This window comes from Phyllobacterium sp. OV277, assembly GCF_900104355.1.
Lineage (GTDB): Bacteria > Pseudomonadota > Alphaproteobacteria > Rhizobiales > Rhizobiaceae > Phyllobacterium.
On the sequence record NZ_FNIY01000014.1, the window covers coordinates 34,137 to 49,215 of the forward strand.

The 15,079-nt window shown below is 55.6% G+C and carries 16 protein-coding genes; 12 read left to right on the plus strand and 4 right to left on the minus strand.

Features of this window, described 5'->3' with window-relative positions; genetic code table 11:
- Positions 1 to 80: 80 nt before the first annotated feature.
- On the plus strand, positions 81 to 1,253 hold the full coding sequence (gene pobA / locus BLU05_RS24465) for a 4-hydroxybenzoate 3-monooxygenase (RefSeq protein ID WP_091886214.1): 1,173 nt from the start codon (positions 81 to 83) through the stop codon (positions 1,251 to 1,253).
- A gap of 1 nt (position 1,254) precedes the next feature.
- On the opposite strand, the gene pcaQ is transcribed toward pobA, so the two are convergent.
- Positions 1,255 to 2,175: a pca operon transcription factor PcaQ gene (gene pcaQ, locus BLU05_RS24470; RefSeq protein ID WP_091886217.1), complete on the minus strand. Its 921-nt coding sequence runs from the start codon at positions 2,173 to 2,175 to the stop codon at positions 1,255 to 1,257.
- Between the two features lie 101 nt (positions 2,176 to 2,276).
- Between pcaQ and pcaD the strand changes: the two genes are divergently transcribed.
- From pcaD to BLU05_RS24525, 11 genes are all read left to right on the plus strand, one after another.
- On the plus strand, positions 2,277 to 3,083 hold the full coding sequence (gene pcaD / locus BLU05_RS24475; RefSeq protein WP_091886220.1) for a 3-oxoadipate enol-lactonase: 807 nt from the start codon (positions 2,277 to 2,279) through the stop codon (positions 3,081 to 3,083).
- Positions 3,080 to 3,484, plus strand: coding sequence for a 4-carboxymuconolactone decarboxylase (pcaC, locus tag BLU05_RS24480; RefSeq protein WP_091886223.1), 405 nt, complete (start codon positions 3,080 to 3,082; stop codon positions 3,482 to 3,484). Before pcaD ends, pcaC begins: the two co-directional genes overlap by 4 nt.
- Before the next feature lie 12 nt (positions 3,485 to 3,496).
- The gene (gene pcaH / locus BLU05_RS24485) at positions 3,497 to 4,237 is read left to right on the plus strand and encodes a protocatechuate 3,4-dioxygenase subunit beta (protein WP_091886225.1); all 741 of its coding nucleotides are present in this window, start codon (positions 3,497 to 3,499) and stop codon (positions 4,235 to 4,237) included.
- Positions 4,237 to 4,851 (plus strand): protocatechuate 3,4-dioxygenase subunit alpha, encoded by a 615-nt coding sequence (gene pcaG, locus BLU05_RS24490; RefSeq protein ID WP_091886228.1) that lies wholly within the window; start codon positions 4,237 to 4,239, stop codon positions 4,849 to 4,851. Before pcaH ends, pcaG begins: the two co-directional genes overlap by 1 nt.
- 21 nt (positions 4,852 to 4,872) lie before the next feature.
- A complete protein-coding gene (locus tag BLU05_RS24495) occupies positions 4,873 to 5,946 on the plus strand; it encodes a 3-carboxy-cis,cis-muconate cycloisomerase (protein ID WP_091886231.1) in 1,074 nt (357 codons plus the stop codon).
- Between the two features lie 130 nt (positions 5,947 to 6,076).
- Positions 6,077 to 7,249, plus strand: a complete 1,173-nt coding sequence (locus BLU05_RS24500) for an ABC transporter substrate-binding protein (protein ID WP_091886311.1) — start codon at positions 6,077 to 6,079, stop codon at positions 7,247 to 7,249.
- A gap of 59 nt (positions 7,250 to 7,308) precedes the next feature.
- Positions 7,309 to 8,172: a branched-chain amino acid ABC transporter permease gene (locus BLU05_RS24505; RefSeq protein WP_091886314.1), complete on the plus strand. Its 864-nt coding sequence runs from the start codon at positions 7,309 to 7,311 to the stop codon at positions 8,170 to 8,172.
- Between the two features lie 46 nt (positions 8,173 to 8,218).
- Positions 8,219 to 9,181, plus strand: coding sequence for a branched-chain amino acid ABC transporter permease (locus BLU05_RS24510; RefSeq protein ID WP_244518538.1), 963 nt, complete (start codon positions 8,219 to 8,221; stop codon positions 9,179 to 9,181).
- On the plus strand, positions 9,178 to 9,942 hold the full coding sequence (locus tag BLU05_RS24515) for an ABC transporter ATP-binding protein (protein ID WP_091886236.1): 765 nt from the start codon (positions 9,178 to 9,180) through the stop codon (positions 9,940 to 9,942). Before BLU05_RS24510 ends, BLU05_RS24515 begins: the two co-directional genes overlap by 4 nt.
- The gene (locus BLU05_RS24520; RefSeq protein WP_091886239.1) at positions 9,923 to 10,642 is read left to right on the plus strand and encodes an ABC transporter ATP-binding protein; all 720 of its coding nucleotides are present in this window, start codon (positions 9,923 to 9,925) and stop codon (positions 10,640 to 10,642) included. The genes BLU05_RS24515 and BLU05_RS24520 overlap by 20 nt, the downstream gene beginning before the upstream one ends.
- Positions 10,643 to 10,711: 69 nt before the next feature.
- Positions 10,712 to 11,521 carry an alpha/beta fold hydrolase gene (locus tag BLU05_RS24525; RefSeq protein WP_091886241.1) on the plus strand — a complete coding sequence of 270 codons (810 nt, stop codon included), beginning with the start codon at positions 10,712 to 10,714 and terminating at the stop codon, positions 11,519 to 11,521.
- A gap of 3 nt (positions 11,522 to 11,524) precedes the next feature.
- Here the strand turns inward: BLU05_RS24525 and BLU05_RS24530 are convergent, their stop codons facing one another.
- The 3 genes from BLU05_RS24530 to BLU05_RS24540 are packed head-to-tail and all read right to left on the minus strand — an operon-like array spanning position 11,525 to position 15,054.
- The gene (locus tag BLU05_RS24530; protein WP_091886244.1) at positions 11,525 to 13,255 is read right to left on the minus strand and encodes a M14 family metallopeptidase; all 1,731 of its coding nucleotides are present in this window, start codon (positions 13,253 to 13,255) and stop codon (positions 11,525 to 11,527) included.
- A gap of 16 nt (positions 13,256 to 13,271) precedes the next feature.
- Positions 13,272 to 14,126 carry an ABC transporter permease gene (locus BLU05_RS24535; RefSeq protein ID WP_091886247.1) on the minus strand — a complete coding sequence of 285 codons (855 nt, stop codon included), beginning with the start codon at positions 14,124 to 14,126 and terminating at the stop codon, positions 13,272 to 13,274.
- A 4-nt stretch (positions 14,127 to 14,130) separates the two neighbouring features.
- Entirely contained in the window at positions 14,131 to 15,054 is a 924-nt protein-coding gene (locus tag BLU05_RS24540) for an ABC transporter permease (RefSeq protein WP_091886249.1), read from the minus strand.
- Positions 15,055 to 15,079 lie beyond the last annotated feature (25 nt).

Sequence of the window (15,079 nt, forward strand, 5' to 3'; positions counted from 1 at the left end):
CTGTTTTTTGCCGGATAAGTCCATTGTTCATATGCGTACCGACGCTAGCCTTACGCGCATATTTCATGTTGGGAGGCATCATGCGTACGCAAGTGGCTATCATTGGGTCCGGGCCCGCCGGGCTTTTGCTCGGTCAACTCCTGACCCGGGCGGGCATCGACAACATCATCCTCGACCGGGCGAGCAAGGACTATATTCTTGGCCGTGTTCGCGCCGGAGTGTTGGAGGAAGGCACGGTTCGACTGCTGGATGACGCAGGAGCCAGCACGCGCTTGCATGCAGAAGGTCTGCCGCATGATGGGTTTTCACTGGCCTTCGATGGGCGCAACCATCGTATTGATCTTTTCGACCTGACCGGCGGCAAGCGGGTGACTGTCTATGGCCAGACCGAAATGACCCGCGACCTCATGCAACAACGTGCAGAGAGTGGGGCGCTGGCGATCCACGAGGCAGACAATGTTGCCATCCATGATTTTGATACGGATAAGCCATTCGTCACCTTCGAGAAAGATGGAAAGGCTGATCGCATCGATTGCGATTTTATTGCCGGTTGTGACGGCTTTCATGGTGTCAGCCGCCGTTCGGTGCCCGAGAAAGCTATCCGCACATTTGAACGCAACTATCCTTTCGGCTGGCTGGGTGTTCTCGCCGATGTGCCGCCCGTCGCACACGAACTGATCTATGCCAATCACTCGCGCGGGTTTGCACTTTGCTCGATGCGTTCCATGAGCCGCAGCCGTTACTACGTCCAGTGTCCACTTGATGACAAAGTGGAGAACTGGTCGGACGACCGGTTCTGGGATGAGTTACGGCGCAGGCTTCCCGAGGAAGATGCGGCGGCTGTAATAACAGGACCTTCGTTCGAAAAGTCCATTGCTCCGCTTCGCTCATTTGTTGCTGAACCCATGCGCTTCGGGCGCCTGTTTCTGGCTGGCGATGCTGCTCATATTGTGCCGCCGACGGGGGCAAAGGGGCTCAATCTTGCAGCAAGTGATGTACACTATCTGTTTGAGGGTTTGCGTGAATATTACGCGGATCAGAGTATGGCCGGTCTTGATGACTATTCACGCCGTGCGCTTTTACGCGTGTGGAAAGCCGTGCGCTTCTCCTGGTCGATGACGATGCTGATGCACCGCTTTCCCGATAGCGACGCGTTCGTACAGAAAATTCAGGAGGCCGAACTCGATTATCTTACCCATTCCCGCGCAGCTTCGACAGCACTCGCCGAAAACTATGTGGGACTGCCGTTTTAGGCTAGCCTTTGAGCGCGTCTGCTGCTTCGCGGATCGTCTGCATCAGGATCATCAGCGGTAGTGAGGCAGTTACATCGGCCCGAGTGGTTAGGCCAACGGGACCTTTTGTTTCGGTGGTATCGATCGGCAGAAGTGCAAGCATACCGTCTGCAACGTCGCTGGCGACCACCCCGGCTGAGATGATCCACACGGCATGATGGGAGCGCACAAAGGCTCTGCCGAAAGCGTCGGAAACCGTCTCGATCTGGTGCGGAAGCTTGGCGACACCGTTGGCAATAAGAAACCGGTCGACGAAAGGCCTGATGATGGATGCGCGTGTCGGCATAAGCACCGGGAACTCGGCCAGTCGGTTGAAAATGTCCTCGCTGGCATCAAGCAAAGGATGGTGTGCACTTACGGCAAAAACCACCTGCTCAGAATAAAGATGTTCGAAGGAAAAGCCGGTCATCTTCTCCGGCGCAGCCAATCGGCCAACCACAAGGTCGAGATCGCCCAGCCGCAATTGTTCGAGCAGAACGGCGTTTTCTCCGGTGACGATTTTCAATCTGCTCTGGGTCTTTTCCTGCAGGAACAGGCTGATGGCCTGCGGCATGATGCGGGTTGAAACCGTTGGCAAGGCACCCACCCGAATGGGGATACCCTCCCCTGATTGCTCGTTGGTGACGGAATCGATGCCTTGCCGCAGCGCGGTAATCGCCGCTCCCGCATAGCGCAAAAATACTTCACCGAACCGTGTGATACGGATGCCACGACCATCACGCTCAAACATGGCAACACCGAGTACCTCTTCCATTTCACGAATGGTTTTGGTTACAGCGGGCTGGCTGATATGTAGAATCGCTGCTGCCTTCATCACGCTTTTCTGGCGGGCGACTTCGAGAAAGGTTTGCAGGTGGCGGAACTTGATGCGGCCATCAATCATGTGTTTTCATAACCCCAGGGTTAAGCGAATGCGGCAAGATATCATTTTACTGAACCAAATACATAATCCATTGTCCACATCAGTCATCCGGGAGGGTTTCGGTGCAATTTGCTTATATCAATGGCGTCACGCTGCATTATCAGTTGATCAGTGCGCCCGCAGGTAAACCCGTGCTGGTTTTCGCCAATTCACTTGGAACGGATTTTCGCATCTGGCGGGATGTGATTATCCGGCTCGTCGGTGAGTTCGCCATTTTCACTTATGATATGCGCGGCCATGGTCTGTCGGATACTGGCAGCACGCCTTACACCATTGACGATCATGTCGGGGATTTGGCTGGTTTGCTGGATTATCTTTCCGTCAAGGATGCGGTCATCTGCGGCCTGTCGGTCGGCGGGCTTGTGGCGCAAGGCCTTTATGCGACGCGGCCGGAATTGGTGCAGGCACTGATCCTGTGCGATACGGCGCATAAGATAGGCACGCCGGAATTCTGGAATACGCGCATTGATGCGGTGAATGGAAGCGGTATCGCTTCGATTGCCGATAGTATTTTGCAACGCTGGTTCACACCGGCTTTTCATAACGAGCGCGCCAGTGATCTCGCAGGCTATCGCAACATGGTCGTTCGCCAGCCAGTGAGTGGCTATAGCGGCACCTGTGCTGCTCTGCGTGATGCGGATTTCACCGAAGCGGCAAAACGCATCGCTGTGCCTGCAATCTGCATTGTCGGCGATCAGGACGGTTCGACCCCACCCGATCTGGTGCTTGAGCTTGCAAAACTTATTCCACGGGCACGTTACGAAGTCATCAAGGATGCAGGTCATATTCCCTGCGTCGAACAACCGGAAATGCTGGTTGCGGTGATGCGAGCCTTTATTGACGAATTCAAGCTTGGAGGAAAATCATGACGGACGCGGCTACCCCTTCACGTCGGTATCTGCAGGGCATGGCGACACGCCGGATTGTTCTGGGCGAAGAACATGTCAACCGGGTGGAAACCACCAAGACCGAATTTGATCAGCCTTTTCAGGAGTTGATTACGGAAGCAGCCTGGGGGCATGTCTGGTCCCGCCCCGGCTGGACAAAGCGCGAGCGGTCGATTGTTACGATCGCGCTGCTGGCAGCCCTTGGCCAGGACGACGAATTGACCATGCATATCCGCGCCACTGCCAATACAGGCGCGACGCAGGATGATATTTGTGAGGCACTGCTGCACGTTGCAATTTATGCGGGTGTTCCAGCGGCAAATCATGCGATCAAGCTGGCAAAGCAGGTCTATAAGGAACTGGAAGCCGAGCAGGCAGCGTGACGGGAGGCAGCAATGTCCAACAGAAAACCGGAAACCGGTGCATTCTTCCAGCGCGACAGGCAATGGCATCCGCCTGCCTATACGCCTGATTATAAGACAAGCGTTGTCCGTTCGCCGCAGCGTGCGCTGTTGTCGCTCGACAGTACACTGTCAGAAATTACCGGCCCCGTGTTCGGCCATTCGCTGCTCGGCGAGCTTGATGATGATTTGATCCATAATTTTGCCAAACCGGGTGAAAGCGCCATCGGCCAGCGTATCATCGTGCATGGCCGTGTGGTGGATGAGCGCGGCGTCGGCGTGGCCAGTGCTTTACTCGAATTCTGGCAAGCCAATGCCGGTGGACGTTACCGTCATAAACGCGAAGGCTACCTTGCGCCGCTTGATCCGAACTTTGGCGGCTGTGGGCGGACGATTACGGATGAAGATGGCTATTATCGTTTTCGCACCGTCAAGCCCGGTGCCTATCCTTGGCCCAATGGTGTGAATGACTGGCGCCCCGCCCATATCCATTTCTCGGTTTTCGGTCATGGATTTGCACAGCGGCTGATCACACAGATGTATTTCGAAGGCGATCCGATGATCTGGCAGTGTCCAATCGTCAAATCGATCCCTGATAAAGCAGCCATCGAACAACTGATTGCCGCGCTTGACCGGCAGAACACCATCCCCATGGATGCACGGGCCTACAAGTTTGATATCGTGTTGCGTGGCCGCCGCTCCACGCTGTTCGAAAACCGTCTGGAGGGCAATTGATGGTGCAGTCTCTTGGCTTTCTCAAGGAAACACCGTCGCAGACGGCCGGTCCCTACGTGCATATTGGCTGCACGCCAAATTTCTCCGGGATCACTGGCGTTTATGAGGCTGACCTTGGTATCTCCATGGTCAATGACCAGACGTTTGGTGAGCGCGTTACCCTGCGTGGTCGCATTTTTGACGGTACGGGTACGCCTCTGCGCGATGCGCTTGTTGAGATCTGGCAGGCAGATGCGAAGGGGCTTTACAATAGCCCGTCGGAAATGCGTGGCACTGCCGATGCTAATTTTAGCGGATGGGGCCGTTGCCCGACGGATATGGAAACCGGCGAGTATATTTTTGAGACAATCAAGCCCGGACGTGTGCCCTACAAGGACGGGCGGTTGATGGCGCCGCATGTGACGCTGTGGATCGTGGCGCGAGGCATCAATATTGGCTTGCAGACCCGTCTTTATTTTGCCGATGAGGAAGCCGCAAATGCCGAAGATCCGGTGCTTCAGCGGATCGAGCATCGCAATCGTGTGCCAACGCTTCTCGCCCGCAAGGATGGTTCGACCTATCACTTCGATATCCATCTGCAGGGGGAGAAAGAAACTGTCTTCTTCGATATCTGAGATATCCGGGATATCTGACCGATGAGTATTTCGCCCTTCGATCATCCATTCCTGTCTGACCTTCTCGGCAACGAGGCGGCAACGGACTGGTTTTCGGCGCGTGTCGATATCGCCGCCATGCTTGATTTCGAGACGGCATTGGCTCAGGCACAAGCGGGCGAAGGCGTAATTGCCGGTGAAGCCGCACATGTCATTGCAAGTGCCTGTCAGTCTTTCGCACCTGACATGGCGGCCTTGAAAGCAGCCACTGCACGCGATGGCGTTGCTGTGCCGGAACTCATACGCCAGTTGCGTGCGACAATTCCAGAAGAACATCGGAACGCGCTGCATTTCGGCACAACCAGTCAGGATGTCATTGATACGAGCCTGATGATCCGTTTGAAGCCGGTGCTCTCTCATCTGGATAGTGGGCTCGATGACATACTCACCCGGCTCAATCGCATTGATACTGCGTTCGGAGGCAATAGTCTGATGGGATATACGCGTATGCAAGCGGCAATTCCCATCACTGCACATGATCGTATCGAAGCGTGGCGCGCACCGCTCCTGCGCGATAAACAGCGGCTGGCGTTTCTGAAGCAGTCCTTTCCTGTCGTTCAATTTGGCGGCGCTGCTGGCACGCTGGAAAAGCTTGGCGGTAAGGCGGATGCGGTTCGCAAACGGCTTGCGGCAGCGCTCGGCCTGCATAATGCGCCGCAATGGCACAGCCAACGGGATCGTATCGCCGATTTTGCCGGTCTGCTCTCGCTTGTCACGGGAAGTCTGGGGAAAATCGGGCAGGATATCGCGTTGCTCGCACAATCAGGTAGCGAGATCAGCCTCAGTGGCGGCGGTGGTTCATCGGCGATGCCGCACAAGCAAAATCCGGTTCAGGCGGAACTGCTTGTCACGCTTGCGCGCTATAACGCCGTTCAGCTTTCCGGCATGCATCAGGCGCTTGTACATGAACAGGAACGATCAGGGTCCGCATGGACGCTTGAATGGTTGATCCTGCCATCCATGGTCACCGCGGCCGCCAATTCTTTGCGGACAACGATCAGCTTGTTGTCTTCCATAGAGAGACTGGGGAACAGCGCCGTTTCCGGAGAATCATAACTTGGCGATTATGCAAAGGCGCATAGTTTTCATTTTACATTACCAACTGGTGTGAGACATTGAACGAAACATTCCAAACGGACCAGATGGGAGAAATAATCTGGCCGGCAGGGGATCAAAGGGAGGAATGATGAAAAAGCTTATTCTGGCTGCAGCGGCAGCCATTCTGCTCAGCGGTGCTGCCTATGCGGATGTGATCAAGATTGGTGTGGTCGGCCCATTCTCGGGCCCGTTCGCCATTCAGGGCAAGAACTTCAAGGCTGGTATTGATGCCTACATTGCCACGCATGGCAACAAGGTCGGCAATGACACAATCGAAGTGCTTTATCGCGATGTGCCACAAGCTGATCCAGCCCAATCCAAAGCGTTGGCGCAGGAACTGGTGGTCAAGGAAGGCGTGCAATATCTTGCGGGCTTCTATTTCACCCCCGATGCCATGGCTGTCACGCCATTGTTGCAGCAGGCGAATGTGCCACTCGTGGTGATGAACGCCGCCACATCAGCCATTGTCACCAAGAGCCCCTATGTGGTGCGCACGTCGTTCACCACATGGCAGACCTCAGCCCCTATGGCCAAGATCGCGCGTGAGCGCGGTGTCGAGAAAGCCATCACCGTGGTCAGTGATTACGGTCCGGGTGTTGATGCGGAAAACGCCTTCAAAACCACCTTCGAAAAGGAAGGTGGCAAGGTTGTCGAATCCATCCGCATGCCGCTATCGACCAATGATTTCAGCCCGATCATGCAGCGCGTGCGCAATTCCGGTGCGCAGGCTGTCTTTGCCTTTCTGCCATCGGGCCCAACGACGCTCGGTTTCGTCAAAGCCTATAATGAGAATGGCCTGAAGGAAGCCGGCGTTCAGTTTCTCGCACCTGGCGATCTGACGCAGGAATCCGATTTGCCCGCGCTTGGCGATGCGGCGCTCGGTATTCTCACGACATTCCATTATGCTATTGCACATGACTCGCCCGAAAACCGGGCTTTTGTCGAGGCAGCGCGCAAAGCCATCGGCAATCCGGCAGAGCTGTCTTTCCCTTCGGTGGGTGCCTATGACGGTATGCATGTCATTTACAAGATGATCGAAGCCACAGGCGGCAAGCAGGATGCCAAAAAAGCTGTTGATGCGGTGAAGGGTCTCGCTTGGGAAAGCCCACGCGGTCCCGTCTCCATTGACCCTGAAACCCGCCATATCACGCAGAATATCTATCTGCGCGAAGTCGCCAAGGGCAGCGATGGTGCCTATTACAACAAGGAGATCAAGACCTTTGAAAAGCAGCCGGACCCCGGTCTGGCGGCGGCAAAATAGGTTTTGATTGATGAATGGCCCGGAGCGGTAACAGCTCCGGTTTCAACCGGGATGATTTGATGCAGGTTTTCTTCAGCATTGGCGTTGACGCGCTTGCCTATGGGATGGTGCTTTTCATCATCTCCATCGGCCTGTCCGTAACCATGGGGTTGATGCGGGTCGTCAATCTTGCCCATGGCGCTTTTGCCATGATCGGCGGCTATATTGCCTCCTATGCGGCTCGCGATCTGGGTCTGCCCTATGGTTTTGCCATTATTCTGGCTGTCATTGGTACAATCATTATCGCCATCCCGCTGGAGCGCTTCCTTTATCGCCGCATCTATGGCGCGCCGGAACTGACACAGGTGCTGATGACAATCGGCATTACGTTCTGTGTCATCGGCCTTGCCAATTATGTCTTCGGTCCGACATTGAAAACCATCCCACTGCCCGCTGAGTTGCAAGGGCCTGTTAATCTCGGTTTCCGTACCATCGCGGCACACAAACTTTTTGCCATTGGCTGCGGTGTTGTCGTCGCGCTCGGCCTGTGGTTTCTCATCGAGCGCACGTCATTCGGTGTCAAATTGCGCGCTTCGGTTGATAACACCGCCATGGCCGCCTCGCTTGGAGTCCGCACGCGTATTGTCTATGCGGCAAGCTTTGCTCTTGCCGTTGGTCTTGCCGCTTTTGGTGGTGTCATTGGCGCAGAACTTCTGCCGGTCGAGCCTTATTATGCCTTGCGCTATATGGTGACCTTCCTTGTTGTTGTCTCGGTTGGCGGTGCAGGTTCCATTCCGGGCGCGCTCATTGCCTGCCTGCTGCTCGGTGCCATCGACACAACGGGACGTTACCTCGTTCCTGAATATGGCGAGTTTTTCTTCTATCTTGCGGTGATCGCCATTGTCTGGGTCTTCCCGCGTGGACTTCTCGGGAGGGCCAAGTGATATGAGCGCTACCGAAATCTCTGCTCCTTTTGAACAGGCAAAACCAATGCGCCGCCCTTGGCAGCGTGATCTGGCAGGCGTTCTTATTATTGGCGTCGCTGCCGTTGCTGGCTATTTCCTGTTCCCTGACAATCTGGCGCTGCTCACGCGCATCATCGCGATTATGCTGCTGGTCCTGTCGCTTGATCTCGTCACGGGCTATTGCGGTGTTGCCACGCTTGGCCATGCAGCACTTTTCGGTGCCGGAGCCTATGCGGCTGGTATTGCTGCTGTTACTTTCGGCATCACAGAACCACTCAGCATGGTTGCCATCGGGGCGATAGCGGGCGCTGTTGCGGGCCTCGTCTCAGGTGTCGTTATCCTGCGCGGTCACGGACTGGCTCAACTGGTCCTGTCCATCGCGGTTATTCATCTTTTCCACGAAGCAGCCAACAAAGCCTCTACCTATACGGGTGGCAGCGATGGTCTTTCCGGCATTGCTCCCGATCCGGTCTTCGGTCTCTTTGCCTTCGACCTCTGGGGACGGACGGCCTATGTGTTCGGTATTGGTCTGCTGATCCTTGTTTTTGTCCTGCTGCGTATCCTTGTCCGCTCACCCTTTGGCACGCTGTGCCGCGGCATCCGCCAAGATCCAATCCGGGTGAGCGCCATGGGGGCATCGGTCAAGGCAAGCTTGATCAAGATGTATGTGATTTCGGGTGCCGTTGCTGGCGTAGGCGGAGCGCTCAATGCGGTCTCGACCCAGGTCGTTGGGCTGGACAGCCTGAGTTTCACCAATTCAGCCGAAGCGCTGGTTATGCTGGTGCTGGGCGGTGCGGGTTCGCTCTATGGTGCCTTGGTCGGGACCATTGTCTTTATGTGGTTCGAGCATGTGGTGTCCGCCGCCAACCCATTCCATTGGTTGACCATTGTTGGTGCATTGCTGATTGCCGTCGTGCTTTTCGCGCCAAAGGGTCTCTATGGCACGGCAGTAACCCTCATGAAACGTTTCATCGGGAGCCGTCAATGAGTGCGATCTTTGAAGTCGAGCGGCTGAAAAAATCCTTTGGCGGGTTGGATGTTACGAAGGATGTTTCGCTGTCCATGGCAAAAGGTGACCGGATTGCGCTGATCGGTCCCAACGGTGCGGGGAAAACCACTTTCGTCAATCTGGTAACCGGGCATTTGCAGCCAAATTCCGGCCGGGTGTTGATGGATGGTGAGGACATATCCAAGTTCAACCCGATGCGGCGTGTGAAGGCGGGTCTTGTGCGTTCGTTTCAGGTTACGCGGCTGTTTTCGGAAATGACGCCGGAAGAGCATGTGGCACTAGCCATCTTGCAGCGCGAAGGCAAGTCCGGGCGTTTGGCGGGGAATTTCCATGCCATGCCGCAGGTGATGCGCGAAATGGGTTCTATCCTTGAAACACTCAATCTCGGTACACTCGCAACTGTGCCGGTGGGTGAGATCGCCTATGGCCAGCAACGTCTCTTGGAAATCGCCCTCGCGATGGCATTGCGGCCAAAAGTATTGCTGTTGGACGAGCCAGCGGCAGGTGTGCCGCATAGTGATACATTTCTGATTGAAAACGCTCTTGCGCAGTTGCCAGATGATCTTGCTGTGTTGATGATCGAGCACGACATGGACCTTGTGTTCCGTTTTGCCAAACGGGTTGTGGTGCTGGCTGCCGGAGAAATCATCTTCGATGGTTCGCCGCGCGCGGTAACCGATGATGCGCGGGTGCGCGAAGCCTATCTGGGGAGCTATGCCCATGCCAGCAGCGCAGCTTGAAGTCAAAAATCTCAGCGCGGGTTATGGCCCGACGCGCGTCATTGAAAACATCACCTTCGCCGCCGAGGCCGGATCCCGCGTTGCCGTGCTCGGTCGTAATGGCGTTGGCAAGACAACATTATTTGCCACGCTTGCCGGGCAGACAAAGCGCTACGAAGGAACCATCAAACTCGGCGATAGCGATCTGACTGCTCTGGAAAGCGCCGCCCGCGCCCGGAACGGCCTCGGCTTCGTTCCGCAGTCACGCGCCATTTTCCCCTCGCTGACGGTGGAGGAAAACCTGTTTGTCGGATTGAAAGGTAGGCCGCGCAGTGCATTGCAGGAAGCCTATGACATGTTCCCACGGCTTTATGAACGACGGGCAAACTCCGGTTCGAAGCTTTCGGGCGGTGAGCAGCAGATGTTGTCAACAGCGCGGACCATTCTTGGCCGCCCTTCCCTGCTTTTGCTGGACGAGCCACTGGAAGGACTTGCCCCTGTCATCTGCGAGGAACTCATGGCGGCATTTTCGCGTCTTGCCTCAAGCGGCGAGATGACGATTCTGCTGGTCGAACAGCGTATTCAGAGTGCGCTGGAATTTGCCGAACGTGTCATTATTCTCGAGCGCGGTCGCATTGTCTGGGACGGTTCATCCGATCAACTATCGAAGGACAGGGATACGGTTGATCAATTGCTCGGTGTCGCAAGTCTCGCCCACTGAAATATTTCCCTCCTTGCAAGGGTCGTCAGACGCTGTTTGAATCTTGTTCCTCAGCAAGGACCAATCAGAATGGAAACACACGACGACGATCTGAAGAACTTTGAGGCTCATGGCGCGGCGCCTTTGCAAGTGACATCAGATCAAGGCTATGTCGAACACGATGGTGCCAGGATTTGGTATGCTTCCTATGGGGCAGGTGCTCCGGTAATCCTGCTGCATGGTGGCCTCGGCCATGGTGGCAACTGGGGCTACCAGATTCCTGCACTCATCAGTTCCGGCTATCGTGCCGTCGTTATTGACAGTCGGGGACACGGCCGCAGCACACGCGATTCACGGCCTTACACCTATGAATTGATGGCATCTGATATTGTGGCTGTTATGGATGTGCTGCATTTGCAGAAAGCGGCTTTCGTGGGTTGGAGCGACGGCGCGTGCATCGCTCTTGTCCTTGCGTCAAAGACACCTGATCGTGTGGATGGCGTTTTCTTCTTCGGCTGCAACATGGACCCGAGCGGCACCAAAGAATTTGTGTTTACTCCGGTTGTTGAAAGGTGTTTTTCTCGCCACTCCAAAGACTATGCCGAGCTCTCCGCGACGCCTGACGCGTTTCAGGCATTTGTTGATGCTGTCAGCCTGATGATGGGGACGGAACCAAATTACACGGCTGAGGATTTGGCGGCTATTCGCGTGCCTGTCACGATTGTGCAGAGCGAGCATGATGAATTCATCAAGCCGGAACATGCAGAATACCTTGCCCGCAGCATTCCGGGGGCAGCGCTAATCACCCTCCCCGGCGTGAGCCATTTCGCGCCGCTGCAAAGGCCGAAATTGTTCAATAATGCTGTGCTCGCCTTCCTCAAGGGGATCAATCAGCGCTGAACATTAAGCCAGTGCTTCGATCATCTGAAACGCGTCGTAAGCCGCGAGAACTGTCTCCATCTGTGCTGTATGTCCAGCAATAAAAGCCTCGTCATAGATGGTCTCATCGGGGTATTCAGTGATCAATGTAAGGGGCACGTCGTGTCTGCTATCGACCGAGATCATGCAGGGAAAGCTATTGATAATGCGAAAGCCGGTTTCGCCCGCGTGGATTTCATAAAGCCTGATCTGCTCATTATTAAAAGCGACAAGTCCCGGTACTGCTGCCAGCCGTTTTGTCACAGTGTCCATGAAACGCTCGGCCCGTTCTTCCCATCCCTCCTGATACCGCATAATCAGGAAAAAGCCTTTTGGCAGGGTCCACATGGCAAAGCCACGCGGGACATAACCGGAGAGTGGCCGCGTCCATTCATGAGCAGGATAGCCGTGCAGATTGATATGCAATTGTGCGCCGCTCAGGCGCTGCGCTTCAACGCGGATTGCCTTCTCGCGCAGCTCCGTTCCGGTGCGGTATTCCAGATCATCACCAAGCGCCGTATAGCGAGCCGCATGGTGCATGTGCCGGGGATTGTCAGCGCGAAGGCGTTGATGCAACGCATAACCATCCGGATTTTCCAGTGGTGAAACAGTGAAGTGTGTACCGGGGCGCTCCGCAAGGGCCAGTGCCCCGCGCAGCGCACCGACAATGCCTGTTGATTCATTCGGATGCTGGCCGCCGCTGATCATGACCGCAGCATCGCTTCCCTTGTGATAACGGGCTTGAACCGCCCTCCCGGCACGGGACTGCGCCTCAAAGTTTTTGCCGTCGATCTTGGCAAGTTCCGCGCGAACCTGCGCAACGAAGATGGGGGCGTGGGCTGTGGCCAACCGTTGAAGTCTACCTGTCGCTTCCGCTGTATCGAGTTGACGCGTCTCGATCCGCAGTGTCGGCGTTCCCGGACCTTCAATGATTTCTGGAACGATATGCCCTGGCTGCAAGCCGCGATCACCGAGCGGGCGGCCTGATTTTTTCTGAAAGACTTCGAGGAGTGAAAAATAGAAGTCCTCGTGCAGCGCTTCACGCAGGCTGATGACCTCGTCACCGAAGGACAATGGCTGGTCGGCAATGGCAAGCGTCGCACGGATATTGAGTTCGTCGAAATAGGGTTCTCTATTCCCCCAATCGTGATCGATCACAGTGCGCATAGCGGTGGCAAACAACGCCTCGTAGTCCGTTTCAAGCCTTGTGCCTTCAAATGCGCCGTTCAGTTTGATCCAGCCTGTGGGCGAGACAAGAGTTTCACCAATGAAATCCGTATGAATGCGGTTTGGCGCGAAAACCTTGTGTTCTGCCTTGCTGCCATCCTTGTAAATCAATGCCACGTCATAGGTGAATGGAGCACTGCTCCCGATTTCGAAACGCAATTCCGCCGTTCCGGTCAGGGCAGCCAGGGGATAGGTTTCCAGCAGAAACCGGTTCTGCGGACAGTTCTCATGCACGGGATAGGCGATGGAGATGCTCTTCAGTGCATCCAAATCCACCTCTTCAAGGAAGAAATGCAGCAATGGCTTGTAACCACTACGCAAGCGGGCCTCAACTCCAAACGCGGCTAGCTTTTCCTCTGCGGCCCGGCGACTCGGAGCATCCTCGAATAACCATGCTTCAAAACGCGTGCCGCGTGCGGCGGTCTTGCCGTAAGTGCCAAGAAGCTGGTCGAGGGTGCGGTCAAAACCGCCTTCATAAATGACTGTCATTTCAATTCACTGTTAATTAGCGTGATGTTCTGCCGGTGGGATCGAGGCTGTCGCGCAGCCAGTCACCCAGAAGATTAAGACCAAGTACGGTCAGGAGGATTGCGAGGCCGGGAAAGACACTGACCCACCAGGCATTCTGCAAATAGGTGCGTCCGTCAGCCAGCATGCCACCCCAACTCGGGATGAGTGGATCAACGCCGAGGCCAAGGAAAGTCAGGCTGCTTTCGAGCAGGATGTTGGTGGCAACGTTAAGCGTCATCAGCACGATGACCGGGCCGATGAGATTGGGTAGCAAATGCTGGAACAGAATGCGATGATCCCTTACACCGATGGCCCGGGCGGAGAGGATGAATTCGCGATCACGCAACGCCAGTACCGAGCCGCGTACCAGCCGGGCATATTGCACCCATTGCGACACAATCAGCAGGATGATCATGTTGGTTAGCCCGCCACCTGCAATGGCAATGAAGGTGATGGCAAGAAGGATAAACGGCATGGCGAGCTGCACATCGGCAAAGCGCATGACGACCATATCCCAGAAACCCCTGTAGTAACCGGAGATAAGACCCATCACAACGCCGATGACAACGGCACCGGCCACGGAGATAAAACCTACCTGCAGGGAAATCTTACCGCCGGTGATGACACGCGCGAGCACGTCCCGGCCGAGTGGATCGGTGCCAAACGGATGTGTCCATTTGACGAAGGGCGGGAGTAGCCGTGCCATCAGGTCGATCTTTTCGGCGCCGCCCGGAAAGATGATGCTGGAGAAGATGACCGCAAGGCACATGCCACCTGCGAGCAAAGCGCCGAGGATGAATTCCAGATTGCGGAACCGCGCAAATCGAGGAGTTATCGTTGTAACAGACATGGGGTTACTCCGTCCGGATACGCGGATCGACAAGGCCGTAGGCAATGTCGACGAGAAGGTTGACGCCAATGATCATCAGGGAAAGGACTGTGATGACCGCCTGCAGCACGGGATAGTCACGCGCGCCGACTGCATCGAATGCCAGCGTGCCAAGACCCGGCCAGTTGAACACCCGCTCGACCACGACGATACCACCGAGAAGGCCGCCGAACTGCAAGCCGAAATAGGTGATCAGCGGAATGGCGCAATTGCGTAGCGCATGCTTGTAAAGCACGACATTCTCACTGAGACCTTTGGCGCGGGCAACCATGATATATTGTGCGCTGAGCGTTTCCAGCATGGCGGTGCGCACCAGCCGCACATTGGTGGCGGTCAGGATGATGCCCATGGTGACGGCGGGCATGATGAAGCTTTCAAAGCCGCTCATGCCGCTGGGTGGTAGCCATTTCAATGTGATCGCGAACAGCAGCACCAGCATCAGCGCCAGCCAGAAATTTGGAAAGGATAGACCGACGAGCGAGAGAATGCGGATAAGCTGATCCGCCCATTTGCCACGCGACGTTGCCGCCTTGATGCCAAGTGGAATGGAAATGGCGATGGAAACGATGAGAGAGGAGAATGCGAGGAGTAACGTGGCTGGTAAAGCTGCTGCCAGCAAAGTAGAAACTTTCGTGCCACCAAGGAAACTGCGGCCGAAATCGAGGGTGAACAATCCTTTCAGGAATCCGAAATATTGCGCCAGAAATGGCTGGTTAAGGCCAAGAGCTTCACGGATGCGTACAAGATCGTCCTCGGTGACACTGCCCGCCCCCTGTGTGAGCATCAATGCCGGATCGCCGGTAAGGCGGATGGCGAATGCCACGATGAGTGTCACAACAATGACGACGAATATTGCCTGCAAAAAACGTTTGATCAGAAAACCAGCCACGTCTCTATCCTTCAATCAATGGCCT

What these genes read in the sequence shown, in the direction of transcription:
- pcaH (WP_091886225.1), top strand. Translation starts at nt 3,497, where the DNA reads ATGTCCAACAGAAAACCGGAAACCGGTGCATTCTTCCAGCGCGACAGG.
- BLU05_RS24510 (WP_244518538.1), top strand. Translation starts at nt 8,219, where the DNA reads ATGCGCCGCCCTTGGCAGCGTGATCTGGCAGGCGTTCTTATTATTGGC.
- pcaC (WP_091886223.1), top strand. Translation starts at nt 3,080, where the DNA reads ATGACGGACGCGGCTACCCCTTCACGTCGGTATCTGCAGGGCATGGCG.
- BLU05_RS24495 (WP_091886231.1), top strand. Translation starts at nt 4,873, where the DNA reads ATGAGTATTTCGCCCTTCGATCATCCATTCCTGTCTGACCTTCTCGGC.
- BLU05_RS24505 (WP_091886314.1), top strand. Translation starts at nt 7,309, where the DNA reads ATGCAGGTTTTCTTCAGCATTGGCGTTGACGCGCTTGCCTATGGGATG.
- BLU05_RS24530 (WP_091886244.1), bottom strand. Translation starts at nt 13,255, where the DNA reads ATGACAGTCATTTATGAAGGCGGTTTTGACCGCACCCTCGACCAGCTT.
- BLU05_RS24520 (WP_091886239.1), top strand. Translation starts at nt 9,923, where the DNA reads ATGCCAGCAGCGCAGCTTGAAGTCAAAAATCTCAGCGCGGGTTATGGC.
- BLU05_RS24535 (WP_091886247.1), bottom strand. Translation starts at nt 14,126, where the DNA reads ATGTCTGTTACAACGATAACTCCTCGATTTGCGCGGTTCCGCAATCTG.
- pcaG (WP_091886228.1), top strand. Translation starts at nt 4,237, where the DNA reads ATGGTGCAGTCTCTTGGCTTTCTCAAGGAAACACCGTCGCAGACGGCC.
- BLU05_RS24515 (WP_091886236.1), top strand. Translation starts at nt 9,178, where the DNA reads ATGAGTGCGATCTTTGAAGTCGAGCGGCTGAAAAAATCCTTTGGCGGG.
- BLU05_RS24525 (WP_091886241.1), top strand. Translation starts at nt 10,712, where the DNA reads ATGGAAACACACGACGACGATCTGAAGAACTTTGAGGCTCATGGCGCG.
- pobA (WP_091886214.1), top strand. Translation starts at nt 81, where the DNA reads ATGCGTACGCAAGTGGCTATCATTGGGTCCGGGCCCGCCGGGCTTTTG.
- pcaQ (WP_091886217.1), bottom strand. Translation starts at nt 2,175, where the DNA reads ATGATTGATGGCCGCATCAAGTTCCGCCACCTGCAAACCTTTCTCGAA.
- BLU05_RS24500 (WP_091886311.1), top strand. Translation starts at nt 6,077, where the DNA reads ATGAAAAAGCTTATTCTGGCTGCAGCGGCAGCCATTCTGCTCAGCGGT.